General features: G+C 37.5%; 13 protein-coding genes. 5 read left to right on the forward strand and 8 right to left on the reverse strand.

The genetic code is table 11. The features are described 5' to 3' along the window. Positions 1-1,220: 1,220 nt before the first annotated feature. The 3 genes from ACFIKQ_RS00710 to infC form a co-directional block, all read right to left on the reverse strand. A complete protein-coding gene (locus ACFIKQ_RS00710; protein WP_375655584.1) occupies positions 1,221-2,993 on the reverse strand; it encodes an ABC transporter ATP-binding protein in 1,773 nt (590 codons plus the stop codon). A gap of 64 nt (positions 2,994-3,057) precedes the next feature. Further along, positions 3,058-3,243 carry a hypothetical protein gene (locus tag ACFIKQ_RS00715; protein WP_375646954.1) on the reverse strand — a complete coding sequence of 62 codons (186 nt, stop codon included), beginning with the start codon at positions 3,241-3,243 and terminating at the stop codon, positions 3,058-3,060. Between the two features lie 325 nt (positions 3,244-3,568). Beyond that, the gene (infC, locus tag ACFIKQ_RS00720) at positions 3,569-4,087 is read right to left on the reverse strand and encodes a translation initiation factor IF-3 (protein WP_375644372.1); all 519 of its coding nucleotides are present in this window, start codon (positions 4,085-4,087) and stop codon (positions 3,569-3,571) included. A 195-nt stretch (positions 4,088-4,282) separates the two neighbouring features. Here infC and ACFIKQ_RS00725 point away from each other — a divergent pair, with 195 nt between their 5' ends. From ACFIKQ_RS00725 to dapE, 3 genes are all read left to right on the forward strand, one after another. Then, positions 4,283-5,062, forward strand: coding sequence for an alpha/beta hydrolase (locus ACFIKQ_RS00725; protein WP_375635390.1), 780 nt, complete (start codon positions 4,283-4,285; stop codon positions 5,060-5,062). Between the two features lie 31 nt (positions 5,063-5,093). Continuing rightward, positions 5,094-5,840, forward strand: a complete 747-nt coding sequence (locus ACFIKQ_RS00730; protein ID WP_375644374.1) for a M48 family metallopeptidase — start codon at positions 5,094-5,096, stop codon at positions 5,838-5,840. Between the two features lie 224 nt (positions 5,841-6,064). Further along, a complete protein-coding gene (gene dapE / locus ACFIKQ_RS00735; RefSeq protein ID WP_375655586.1) occupies positions 6,065-7,237 on the forward strand; it encodes a succinyl-diaminopimelate desuccinylase in 1,173 nt (390 codons plus the stop codon). 83 nt (positions 7,238-7,320) lie between these two features. Here dapE and hemW read toward each other — a convergent pair whose 3' ends face one another. Both hemW and rdgB read right to left on the reverse strand, forming a co-directional pair. Beyond that, complete coding sequence (gene hemW / locus ACFIKQ_RS00740; RefSeq protein ID WP_375655588.1) at positions 7,321-8,520, reverse strand: radical SAM family heme chaperone HemW; 1,200 nt, start codon at positions 8,518-8,520, stop codon at positions 7,321-7,323. Continuing rightward, on the reverse strand, positions 8,517-9,164 hold the full coding sequence (gene rdgB / locus ACFIKQ_RS00745; protein WP_375644377.1) for an RdgB/HAM1 family non-canonical purine NTP pyrophosphatase: 648 nt from the start codon (positions 9,162-9,164) through the stop codon (positions 8,517-8,519). Before rdgB ends, hemW begins: the two co-directional genes overlap by 4 nt. A gap of 515 nt (positions 9,165-9,679) precedes the next feature. On the opposite strand from rdgB, the gene hrcA reads away from it, so the two are divergent. Both hrcA and grpE read left to right on the forward strand, forming a co-directional pair. Beyond that, on the forward strand, positions 9,680-10,750 hold the full coding sequence (gene hrcA / locus ACFIKQ_RS00750) for a heat-inducible transcriptional repressor HrcA (RefSeq protein ID WP_375635395.1): 1,071 nt from the start codon (positions 9,680-9,682) through the stop codon (positions 10,748-10,750). Positions 10,751-10,874: 124 nt separating this feature from the next. Beyond that, complete coding sequence (gene grpE / locus ACFIKQ_RS00755; RefSeq protein ID WP_375635396.1) at positions 10,875-11,537, forward strand: nucleotide exchange factor GrpE; 663 nt, start codon at positions 10,875-10,877, stop codon at positions 11,535-11,537. 106 nt (positions 11,538-11,643) lie between these two features. On the opposite strand, the gene thpR is transcribed toward grpE, so the two are convergent. From thpR to ACFIKQ_RS00770, 3 genes are all read right to left on the reverse strand, one after another. Next, positions 11,644-12,183 (reverse strand): RNA 2',3'-cyclic phosphodiesterase, encoded by a 540-nt coding sequence (gene thpR, locus ACFIKQ_RS00760; RefSeq protein WP_375655590.1) that lies wholly within the window; start codon positions 12,181-12,183, stop codon positions 11,644-11,646. 626 nt (positions 12,184-12,809) lie between these two features. Further along, the gene (locus ACFIKQ_RS00765) at positions 12,810-13,103 is read right to left on the reverse strand and encodes an HPr family phosphocarrier protein (protein ID WP_012754483.1); all 294 of its coding nucleotides are present in this window, start codon (positions 13,101-13,103) and stop codon (positions 12,810-12,812) included. Positions 13,104-13,120: 17 nt separating this feature from the next. Further along, positions 13,121-13,519, reverse strand: a complete 399-nt coding sequence (locus tag ACFIKQ_RS00770) for a PTS sugar transporter subunit IIA (protein ID WP_375635398.1) — start codon at positions 13,517-13,519, stop codon at positions 13,121-13,123. Positions 13,520-13,542: the final 23 nt, after the last annotated feature.

Genomic DNA, 13,542 nt, shown 5'->3' on the forward strand with positions numbered 1-13,542 from the left:
ATTGTCAATAAAGGTATAAGTATTTATTAAAGATATAAGCCGGCATTATCATTCTATTTTCCAGCTTCTCATGTTGCCGACAATCTTTTCACTTGAAAATGTAGAGGTATTTTTATTGCTTATCTTAAGAGTTTTTATGCATACACCAATATCTCTTATGACGTACAACAAGTGCTTTTGATTAATTCATCATAAATATAAAGAAAATTTGCAATAAGTAAATTACATCTTATCTTTTATTTAAGATGTAAAGTAATAAATTATGATTATAAATCAAAGTATTAAAATGCAGGTCAAAAGATATTTTTTGTAAAAATGTTTATCAGAGTTATATGTCATATTTTTCTATTTAGGCGGTTAAAAGAAAGAGGAATGTCATTTTACTTTTCATCTGTTTTTTTGCATGTTGAAATCATAGCCTTATATAAGCACTAACGTTGTGCATTTATAAACTCTTCAAGAAGTTAAGGTATTGGAGGAATATCACTTTAGTTTCGGATGTAGAAAAAACAGCAAAGCTTGCTTTAAAGCAAGCTACAACAGTAAAAAAGTTTTATAATAAATCTTCTCTTATTTTTTCAATGTTTTTCTTTTATGCTGAGTGTATCTATAATTTGCAGCATAATCATAATTGTCAGCCTATCCTGTTGTACCATAAAAGATCGACATTTGAGGTACGGTAATATAAGGCATGTAAGCTTTTTTGACAAAGTATTTTGAAAGCACGTGGTGAATATTTAGGGTAAGCCTTGTATAAGTGAATCACATAAGTTATTATCAAGTGGAACGAACTCAATAAAAATCTGGATTGTTTACAGATCCGATTGGGTAGAATCTTTGTCCTTTAAGATGTGTGGAGAAAAATTGTCAGTGCAGGGATAAACACGGATAAAGGTTGTATTAATCCAGATTCATCATCATAATCCGCGGCAATTTTTTCAAACCTTGAGGCTCTCTCTTTTAGGATTGGCAATATTTATGAATGTTTCAACACTTATTTGAGGAAGGGAAGGGGTTTTTGAAGTTTCATTGTTAAAGTCAATTGCATTCAACAAAATGGCGAGTAAAGTTTTCATCTAAATCCAAGAAGTTTATTTTCAATAAACCATAAATTCTTTGCCAATTCTTGATTGAAGTAATACTTTTGCTTGGTAACAAGACTTTTTTATAAATGGAGCATTACCTTCTATCCATTTTTATTTCAAATCTTATTTAAGAATCTAGAAATTAAGAGGTATGTTTTTGAACTGGATATTATGAAGTTTTTTATAAAACCCATGTTCTTTTGCTAGCAATTCTTTCTGAGTACCTTGTTCAATCAGTTGTCCATTTTGTATGACTACAATTTTATGAGCACGAGCAATCGTTGAAAGGCGATGAGCAATAATGATCGTTGTGCGTCCTTTGGTAAGGTGGTGAATGGCTTCATTAATTTGTGCTTCGGTGTGTGAATCAAGCGCACTCGTTGCTTCATCAAGAATCAGAATTTCGCTATCGTGAATCATTGCTCTAGCGATAGCGAGTCGTTGTTTTTGCCCCCCTGAAAGGTTACAGCCATTATCACCTATCTGTGTATCATAACCATTTGGCAAACTCATAATAAAGTCATGAGCATTTGCTGCTTTTGCTGCTTCGATAATTTCGTCATCACTAGCCCCTTCTTTTCCAAGCCCGATATTATATTTAACAGTTCCTTGAAAGAGAAAAGTATCCTGTCCTACATAGGCCATCAGGTTTCTCAGAGAGCGAAATGTTGTGTAGCGAATATCTTGATCATTAATCAATATGCGTCCTTTTGTGGGGTCATAGAGGCGCATAATAAGGTTGATAAGGGTTGACTTTCCCGAACCGGATGGTCCCACCAATGCTGTCATTTTTCCGGCTTCTATTTCTAGGTTGATATCTTTCAATATCATTTTGTTATTAGTGTATGCAAAAGAAACATGTTCGAAACGAATAGTTCCTTGCGTTTTACTCAGATCTTTAGCTTCTTTATGTTCTATAACTGTAAGGGGACAATCGAGTATTTCAAACATCGTACGGATATTGACCAAGCCAGATTCAATTTTGACACGTACATTTGCTAGCCTTTTTGCGGGTTCATACGCTAAAAGTAAAGCAACAATAAAGGACATAAATTCACCTTGAACACCTGCGCGTTGGGTTGCAAGATAACCGGAAAAACAAATAATACCTGCAATGGCAACACCCGTGAGTGTTTCCATAATCGGACTGGTAATAGCTTCGAGTGTTGCAATATTGTTTGTTTGTTTTTCAACATCACAAATGGCTTTGTCCATTCGTTTTTTCATGACTTCTTCTAGTGAAAAGGCCTTTATGATTCGAATACCAACAGCCGTTTCCTGTACGATTTTGATAATTTCACCAAGTGAAAGGAGCTCTTTTTCCATCAGGCGGCGAACGCGTTTTAAAGCCATTCGAACGCCTAAAAAAGCTAGTGGTCCTACGATTAAAGTAATGGAGATTAACACAAAGTTTTGAATGAACATGACAAGCAACAGACCACTAACGGAAAGCAAATCACGTACAAAAGTTGTGATAATAGTATCAATTATATTACGTACAGCTGTCGCATTATGAGTTACACGAACAAGAAGATCAGATGAAGTGTTATTATGATAAAAAGAGACTCCTTGTTCCATAAGTCGTGCAAAAATTTTACGCTGTTGTTCAGCAATGATACTATTGCCTGCTTTGTTTAGAAAGTAAGTTTGGGAAAAAGTTGCAACTCCTTTGAGAATAAAGATAAAAGCAATGAAGCTAGAAATCAAAACAATTATAGGAAAATTTTGTGCATCAATAATCTGATTAACAACATCACGCATAATCCATGCACTGGTTGCTGTGGTACAAGAAATGATGATCATTGAGAAAATAGCCGCACTGTACCAACGCATATGTTTACGAAAATTTTCTCGCAAAAGGCGGATAATAAGATGTTTATCAAAAGAGGAAATTTGTTTTTTAGCCATGAAGTGCTTCCATATTCTCTCATTATTTTATGCAAGATTGAAACATTCTTAATTAAAAAGCCCCTTAATCTTTTTTACAAAAATAGCCTTTTCTTTCAAGGTTCATCACATCAATTTCACGACGGCGAGAGTGAAAAATGTAGTGCAAAGTTTCTGTAAAAGGTATAATGAAAATTCGTTGTTCATCATTATTTTTAATTTTCAATAAAAGGTAACGGCGAGTTTCACCATTGTATTTACCAATTTCCATATTGTGATAGCCTTTGGCACTTGAAATAGCTCACAAAAAACATTTCTGCTTTTTTAATAATTTTTATGTATCATCTCCGTTTGTGATGTGTAAGCAAACAATTTTGCCGCATTGCATGATAAGAGAGCTTGAAATAAGAAGACCTTACGATGTTTGAGCTTTCTCATTTAATATGCAAAATAACGAATTCTTCTTATAAATCGATAAGGATTTATACACATTTATAAAAACCTTAAAAGCACCACAAAAACTCTATGTGGTGCTTCTAAATAATGCCATACGCTTATTTTGATGAGTTGCATGCAAATATTATTCTAATGCAAAACTATTTAGGTGCTATCACCATCATCATTTGCCGGCCTTCAAGCTTTGGCTCCAATTCAATTTTGGCAATTTCACTTGTATCTTCTTTCACACGCTGAAGAAGCTTTAATCCAAGATCTTGGTGAGCCATCTCACGACCACGAAAACGCAAAGTAATCTTTACTTTATCACCATGATCAATAAAGCGATGAACAGCCTTGAGTTTGACTCCATAATCATGGACATCAACATTTGGGCGCATCTTAATCTCTTTGATTTCGATGACTTTTTGCTTCTTACGTGTTTCAGCAGCTTTTTTTTGGGTTTGATATTTTAATTTGCCCAAATCGATGATTTTACATACGGGTGGCTCCGCATTTGGTACAATCTCAACCAAATCAAGCCCCGCATCTGCAGCCATAGCAAGAGCTTCTTGTATCCCAACAACCCCCTGATGTTGTCCCTCATCATTGATAAGCTGAACATGAGGTACTCGGATATCCTGATTTGAACGTGGTCCGTCTTTTTGGGTAGGTGTCATTTTAAACGGTTTACGAATGGTTTATGCTCCTTAATTTTGATTCAACTACAGTTAATTTAATATACAATTATGCACCTAAAAACAACTATAATTCGTGTCTTTTTCATTATTTGATTTATTACTTTTTGGAATGATTTAGATTATAAAAGTTTTTCTCTTAATTTAAAGGAATTGTTTTATGGAGGATAAAGAATCATGGATCAAAATATTCCTTGTCAGTTTTTTTCGTTTGAGAACACCGCACTTGCAGTACGTTATCGCAAAGGCAGCCATTCTCTAGGTTTAGTTTGGCTTCATGGCTATCTGTCCGATATGTCAGGGGATAAGGCGATGTTGGTTGATAGTTTTGCTCAGAAGAATGATTTGTCCTGCTTACGTTTTGATTACTCTGGACATGGAGAATCTGAAGGTGATTTTTTTCAAGGAACGATTTCACGCTGGGTTAAAGAAAGTTTAGCGGTTTTTGAAAATTATTGTGAGGGGCCACAAATTTTGATTGGCACCTCTATGGGCGGGTGGATTGCGCTAAAGCTTGCTATGATGCTAGCACAGAAAAATAAGAAGCTTGCTGGCATGATATTGATTGCTCCAGCACCTGATTTTACACAAACATTGGTGGAACCAAAATTAGGCCCAGAAGAATGGAAGATTTTGGAGGAAAAAGGCTATATTGAACGACCTGCAGTTGATGATACAGAGCCAATGCCCTTTACAAAAACATTGATTGAAGATGGACGCGAAAATTGTGTTATGAAAGGATGCATTGATGTTGGGTGTCCAGTCCATATTTTACAAGGGATGGAAGATGAAGATATTCCCTATCAGCATACATTGACTTTACTTGATCATTTACCTCTCCATGATGTAACATTGACACTTGTTCGTGATGCAGGTCATCGCTTTTCTCGTCCGCAAGATTTAGATTGCCTCGAAACGGTATTGAGATCTTTTATTAATCAGATTAATGCAAAATAAGGGGTACATTTATTGATGAAGATAAAAATATATGAGCATTTCTAAACAGCATTTTATTTTTTCTGATCGCTCTGTACCTGTACGGGTGCGGGAAAATAAGTGCGCGCGCCGTCTTACCTTACGTATTGATGCGAGCGGAGAGAGGATTTGTGTAACAACACCACCAGCGATAAGTCTCTGTACGATTCAAAGTTTTATTGAAAAGCATCGGTCTTGGATTGAGGCACGTCTTGCTCGTGTACAAATCTCTCATGAAAATGCTTATCTCAAAGAGGGGGCAACGATTCCTTTATTGGGTGTTTGCCATTCCATAAAGCATAGAGAAGGACGTGGGGTGACGGAAATTATTGCAGGAGATGCAGAACAAGAACCTCAAATTATCGTTTATGGTCAATTAGAATATTTGCCAAGGCGTGTTGCTGACGTTTTGAAAAAACAAGCAGCACGTATTATAACACCTTTGGTGGCACATTATGCCCATAAAGTAGAGCGTAAAGTCAAATCAATTTGTTATAAAGATACGAGAAGTCGTTGGGGGTCTTGTTCAATAGATAAGCGTCTTTCTTTTTCTTGGCGCCTTGTTATGGCACCAAAAGAAGTTGTGGAATATGTTGTTGCTCATGAGGTTGCTCATCTTGTTGAAATGAATCACGGTCCAAGATTTTGGGCTCTTTGTGAAGAACTATGTCCTGATAGTAAAACGTATCGTGCTTGGTTGAAGGAAAATGCTCATAGATTGCACGCAATTAATTTTGATTCATATAATTTAAAGGCGTAAAAAGCTTTCCAATGAAGGCAATATTTAACGGAACTTTTTGTCGAGTGTTTTGTTGTGTGTGTACTTGCTCATGCATAATGAGGAAGCCATTGAAGCTCTCAGCACGATTGTTCTCCCCTGCTTGGTTTGCTGAGTGTCTTCAATGTTTTTGCTTTATCTTTTTTGTAATTCAGCGTAATAACCTTAAGTTCCGATAACTTATAAAAAAATGGGAAGGGGAGCTTATGCCTGTTCTTACAGATCCACTTCAGCTATTACAAAGACTTATCCGTTGTCCTTCTGTTACACCTCATGAAGCAGGGGCTTTATCAACTTTGGAGCAATTTTTGAAAAAAATGGGATTTCATGTTGAGCGCCCTATTTTTACGGATAAAAATACAGATAATGTTGAAAATCTTTATGCAAAAATGGGAAATGAAGGACCCCATCTTATGTTTGCAGGTCATACAGATGTCGTACCACCAGGCGCATTGGATGAATGGACCTATTCACCTTTTGAAGCTGTCATAGATCAGGGGAAATTATATGGGCGGGGTGCTGTTGATATGAAGGGCGGTATCGCCTGTTTTATTGCGGCGCTAGCGCGAGTTCTTGAGAAACGGTCCATTAAAGGAATGGTAAGTTTTTTGATTACCGGTGATGAAGAGGGACCTGCTGTTAATGGTACCGTCAAACTTCTCAAATGGGCAGAAAAAAAAGGCGAAAAATGGACTGCGGCTCTTGTAGGGGAACCAACAAGTGTAAAAACTGTTGGGGATGTCATCAAAGTTGGTCGCCGCGGATCGATTTCTGGTATCATTACCGTGAGAGGTCGCCAAGGTCATGTTGCTTTTCCTGAGCGGGCAGCCAATCCATTGCCTTTAGTAAATAAGCTTATTCAAGCATTGACACTAAAAGCCTTAGATCAAGGTACAGAAAATTTTCAACCAAGTAATTTGGAATTAACAACCATCGATACGGGGAATCCCGCGGTGAACGTTATTCCAGCGCAAACAACAATCCGTTTTAATATACGCTACAATGATCTTTGGACAAAAGAAACGCTTATGACAGAAATTGAAAAACGCCTTGCTTTGGTGCAGCCAAAAAATAAGAATGATCAATTACCCTACTATCAGCTTGAATGGATTCCAAGTTTGGGAGATGTTTTTTTGACCAAAAATGATAAACTCGTTAAAACTTTATCCAATGCTATTGAAGGTGTGACAGGGAATATACCAGAATGTTCAACTTCGGGGGGGACTTCGGATGCGCGGTTTATTAAAGATTATTGCCCAGTGGTTGAATTTGGTTTACCGGGGCAAACGATGCATATGGTGGATGAATGTGTAACGCTTGATGCGCTGGAGACTCTCACGGCTGTTTATGAACGTTTCATTGTTGATTTTTTGCGGTGAGAAGCAATTGCTTTCTCAAAAGCATCTTCACCTCAAATTGAAAACCGTAAATGTGTCACAATTGATATGATAACAGGTTAAAATCATATTGCCAGTTGGCTGATGATGTGATCAAGAAGGATGCGTCCTTTAGCCGTGGCTTTCAAACGCTGGTTTCCTACCATTTCTACCAACCCTTGTTGTTGTAAATCGATCAGTTTTTCCATTGGGATGCGTTTAGGGCTTAAGGTTTCATAGCGTATAAGTTCTAAGCCTTCGCAAAGGCGTAATCCCATAAGGAGCATTTCATTTGCCTGTTGTTCAGTGGTTAAATGTTCCGTTTCAATACAGCCATGTCCTGTTGTTTCTACCAAATTAAGCCACTGTTCGGGATGCTTTTCATTTATTGTGACATAACGTTCGCGGTTTTCAAGATGTGATGACAATGTTTTTGAACAGGCAGAGGAATGATTCGGTGCGTGCTCAATGAAACGTCCATGTGCTCCTGGACCAAAGCCTGCATATTGGTGATAGCGCCAATAAAGAAGATTGTGTGCTGATTCAGCACCGAGCATTGCATGGTTTGAGATTTCATAGGCAGGAAGTCCATGCAGTGCCGTTATTTCTTGGGTAAGATGATACAGATCTGCTGCTAACTCTGATGGGGGAAGGATAAGTCTTCCTGCATCATGAAGCCGTTTAAAGGCAGTTCCTTCTTCGATCGTCAATTGATAAAGAGAAAGATGGTCCGCTGCCAAATCAATTGCTTGTACAAGTTCAGATTTCCATTGTTCAAGGGTTTGTTCGGGGCGGGCATAAATGAGATCAAAGGATAAACGTGGAAAAATTTGCCGTGCTAAAGCAATGGCACAAAGAGCTTGTTCCACATTATGGAGTCGGCCAAGTTTGCGCAATGCTTTATCATTGAGCGCTTGTATCCCTAGAGATAAGCGATTAACACCTGCTGCACGGTATCCACGAAAGCGTTCTACCTCCACACTGGATGGATTAGCTTCTAATGTAATTTCAACTTTATCATCGACTACCCATTTTTTTGCAAGTGCTTGCAATAGGGCATCGACAGTTCGCGGCTCCATAAGAGAAGGAGTTCCCCCACCAATAAAAATACTTGTAATATGGCGTGGGCCTATTTTGTGGTATTGCGTTTCTATTTCGCGCTTAAAGGCGGTGACAAAACGTGGTTGATCAACACCATGGATGCGAACATGCGAATTAAAGTCACAATAAGGACATTTAGCTGCACAAAAGGGCCAATGAATGTAAATGCCAAAAGGTTCATTCATGAGAATGCTAAAAGGTTTTCTGCCAAAAGTTTGAAAGCACGTGCGCGATGTGAAAGAGGGGGAATATCATTACATTTCCAGTTGTGTTTTTGCTCTGTTGACATTTCTCCAAAGGTATTTTCATATCCATCTGGTAAAAAAATAGGATCAAAACCAAAGCCTTTGTCGCCCCGTGGAGGCCAAAAGAATGTTCCTTCAACGCATCCGCGGAAGTAATCTGCATGAGCATCAGGCCATGCAATGCAAATGACGGATATAAAACGGCATTTTCGTTGGCTTTTTTCTCGCGCTCCGACTTTTTGGAGTTCATTTTCTATTTTTTTCATAGCTTTTGGAAAATTACGTGTGCCATCGGCTTGAATTGCCCAATCAGCGGTATAAACGCCTGGCGCACCCTCCAATGCATCTACCTCTAAGCCTGAATCATCAGAAAGGGCAGGAAGTCCTGTCTTTTTTGCTGCTGAAAAAGCCTTAATATAAGCATTTTCTTCAAATGTTTTTCCCGTTTCTTTTGGTTCTGGCAAGCCCAGTTCTTTTGCCGATTGTATTATTAAACCGAAAGGCGTAATTAAAGTAGTGATTTCATGCAATTTGCCGGTGTTATGTGTAGCAATGACAAGTTTTTTATCTGCTATGCTTCTCATATAGATTTCTCCAAAAATGAAAGGGGAACTATTTTTGTGCTAAAAACCAGCTTAAATACTCATATACACACATTCTGCTTAATTTTACATGATATGATTATTTTACACGTTTTATGATATTTTATTCCAATAAAATTTTTTATCTTGTATAAAGATAACCTTGCAAAGATATGAAGGACATGTCTTTTTTATAATAGCATTTTTATGGTAAATTTCCAATTTCCGGCTTGCTCTAAAGGGTGAAATTTTTTATTTACAGCGGTTTTTAAACAATCCAGATTCTCTTGGAAAGTCTCTACAGTAGAGCACTTTATAGATCAACTCTTAATCTTAAATATTTTTCACACACTCTAACAAAAAATACCTCCTGCGTAATTTATCAATCATCATTCTGAAAGGTAGCATTTTACGGCTCAATAGGATAATATGCTTTTATACTACTTTAGACTATTTGACCAAACCTTGGCAAAACTTATATAAGAGATGAGGATTTTAAAAGTAGTGAAACAATTGTGATGAAGCACAAAACTATTGATAATGAACTAAAATATCTTGATGAACGTTCACGTGATATTTTTCGCCATATTGTTGAAGCTTATCTTAATGATGGTGAACCTGTAGGGTCACGCAATCTTTCACGGCTTTTACGACAGACATTATCGCCTGCGACGATTCGCAATGTGATGAGTGATCTTGAACATCTCGGTTTGATTTATGCACCACATGTTTCTGCTGGACGAATGCCGACACAATCAGGTTTACGCTTTTTTGTGGATGCATTTATGGAAGCAGGTGATTTGCCAAACGAAGAGCGAGAAAATATTGAAATGCAAGTCAAAGAGGCTGGTCATGCACAATCGGTTGAACATTTTCTTGTTCAAGCAAGCCGAGTTCTTTCAGATCTTTCACGTGGGGCAGGGCTTGTTTTAGCAACAAAACAAGAAGGAACATTGAAACATATTGAATTTGTGCGCCTTGATAGGGAGCACGCTCTTGCCGTTTTGGTGACTCAACAAGGTGAAGTTGAAAATCGTATTGTTCATTTGCCAGAGGGGGTTACCCATGCACAACTGACGGAGGCAACGAATTTTCTCAATGCTCATATTCAGGGGCGAACATTGAGTGAAGCTAAAGAGGAAATTGCACGTTTATGCTCAGAAACACGGGCTGCACTTGATGATTTATCGCATCATCTTGTTGAAACGGGATTAGCTCTTTGGGGAGGAGAAGGTGCTGATCATAAAATACACCTCATTGTTCGCGGGCGTAGCAATTTACTTGAAGATGTGAAAGCAGAAGAAGATTTAGAACGATTACGCCATTTGTTTGATGATCTTGAAACGCGTGAGAGTATGGCACAGCTTCTCGATTTAACGGATGAAGGTTCTGGGGTTCGAATTTTTATTGGTTCAGAAAATAAGTTATTTTCACTTTCTGGTTCTTCTTTAGTTGTAGCACCTTATCGTGATTCACAACAAAGAGTCATTGGTGCTTTAGGCGTTATTGGTCCTACACGGCTTAATTATGCAAGGATTGTGCCCATGGTTGATTATACAGCTCAACTTGTGTCACAGTTATTGCGTTAAAACGATGCAGGTAAGTATTTGTACTATAGAAGCTCATTGTATTATATACATCGATACCCCTTGATTTTTGTCTGTAGAATTTCGATATCGAGAATAACGAATCTTATGAAGGAATAAAATTTTTATGTCTGATGAAAAAAACAAATTTACTGACGCTTCATTTGAAAATTGTGATTTAAAAAATCCAGCTGATCGTAATACACTTAAACAGGCAGCCGATGAATTTTTAAAAACACATAAAACAGAGGAACACGAAGACGTTGAAAAAGAAAGCAATGAGGTTAGTGATCTTTTAGCGTCTTTGCAGGATGAAAATAAAGAACTGAAAGATCAGCTTTTACGTCTTGTTGCAGATATGGAAAATCTTCGACGCCGTACTATGCGAGATGTGGCGGATGCAAAGGCTTATTCCATTGCTAATTTTGCACGGGATATGTTATCGGTTTCTGACAATCTCAATCGTGCTTTGGAAGCTATTCCAGAAGGGGCGCGGGAAAGTGATGCTGGTTTGAAATCATTGGCAGAAGGCGTTGAAATGACTGAACGTGCCATGATGGCAGCATTAGAACGTCATGGGGTGCAAAAAATCCATCCAGAGGGGCAAAAATTTGATCCTCATTTTCATCAAGCGATGTTTGAAATTCCTAATGCCGATGTTCCAGATAATACTGTTCAACAAGTTGTTCAGGCAGGCTATATTATCGGGGAAAGGGTGTTACGTCCAGCTATAGTGGGTGTAGCCAAAGGAGGAGCAAAAGAAGCTTCTGTTGAAACTGATTCTGCTTAAAACACATCAATAATAAATCTCCAACATAAAATGCAGTATTCCCTGCAATTACACATATATGAGGTCTTTTCTCAAAGAGTTTTTAAAGGGTGTTATAAACACCCTTTTATCTTTGAAGTGCCCAACTTCCTTTTATAAGATACACGGCCTCGCTTGAGGGAGATGACGATGAAAATAAAACAAAGTGATCGACCTCAAAAGGAGGAAATGAAAAATTCCTTCGAAAGAACAGATAAGGAACAAGGTCTTCAGGTTTAGTATCAAGCAGTCGCGCAATAGTAATATGTGGAGTAAATTCTCTTTCATCAGGTGTTAGACCTAAATGGCTACGGATAGATTGCATCTTTTCGTGTAGAAGATTGAGAGCTTTACAAGGTTTAATGCGAATAACAAGAGAGGGGGCAGTATTTTCTGAACCAAAAATATCAAAACCATCTATTTGTAGCATAAAAGGAGAGAGCTTTATTGTATCAAAGGCGTGCATAAGTGCATCTGCGGTAGCACTTTCAACTTCACCGAAAAAAGATAAGGTGACGTGAAAATTTTGCAGGTTGATCCATTGCGCTTTTGGTAAGCCATTTTGCAACGATACAAGTTGTTGTGTTGTTTGTTGAGGAATCTGAAGGGCACTAAATAGACGACCCATAATATTATCTCCTTATAATGAAAGAGGCTATCCAAAGCGCAATATAGATAATAAGGGCGAGGCATGTACCATAGGAAATAAGGCAATAGTATTGAAAAAGAATATCTAAAAAATGCTTACTATAATTATGAGCGTACAAAGCTTATTCGTTTTAAAAAATGGTTATGATATCGATAAGAATTGCGTTTTCATGAGCTGTATCACAATGATGTGCAATGGAAGATTCCTTGTGTATTATAAAGACTACAAATTTAGCAGAAAATAAGAAAAGTTGATAGATTTTTGATGTGCTAAATTATTTTGACATCTATCTTTAGCTTAAAATAAAGCATATTCTAATACAAGGTGAAGAGTTCTCTTTTTCTGTAAAGATTTAATTATACGATTAAGTCGGGTAATAGCCGTAATACGCAAAACTATTCAAATTGATCAAATAATGTTAGGAAAGGAAGGAAAAACTCCAGTATAATAAAATTACTATAAACTTTTACATTTATGATAATTATGCTAATCTATAATGGATATGAATATTGGTATAAAAGCGGGAAGAGAAATTAAAATTCAAAATAATGATGGACAATTCCTATTTCCTAAGAATCATCATCCTTATTTATGGTGAGAAAGCGCTAGTTTTCCTCTCCAAAGTTGTTATTGATAAGCTTTTCAAGAGCATTAAGAGCATCTGTTGCTTCTGGTCCTGAAACACGAATGGTGAGGTTGCAACCGGATGAAGCCGCTAGCATCATAAGTCCCATAATTGATGATCCACCAACGATTTTTCCATCCTTTTCAACTTCAACAGTAACATTAAAATTGTCAACAGTTTGTACAAATTTTGCAGAAGCACGTGCATGCAAGCCACGTTTATTACAGATATTGAAATGACGACTTATACATGGGAGGGTATCTTTGGAAAACATTGGTATTTTATTATCCGCTATAAAATCATACTTGGTACATTAATATATTTACGCCCTGCTTCTTGTGCTATTCTTAACGCGTCTGATAATGAAATATCAGGACATTTGCGAATAGAAATCAGTTTAATAAGCATGGGCAAATTAACACCCGCAATCATTTCAACGCGTCCTTTTTCAATAGCAGGAACAGCTATATTCGATGGTGTTCCACCGAACACATCTGTTAATATGATTACGCCATGATCCGTATCTGTATCGGTTACTGCGGCTATAACATCACCTCGGCGCTGATCTATATCGTCATCGGGATAAACGCATATTGTTGCGAACTTTTCTTGTACTCCAACAACATGTTCCACGGCATGTAAAAATTCGACAGCCAGCTCACCGTGCGTTACAAGCACGAGTCCAATCATTTACGCAAACTCCTGTTAACTAA

The organism is Bartonella sp. MR63HLJHH (genome assembly GCF_042194155.1).
Taxonomy (GTDB): domain Bacteria; phylum Pseudomonadota; class Alphaproteobacteria; order Rhizobiales; family Rhizobiaceae; genus Bartonella; species Bartonella grahamii.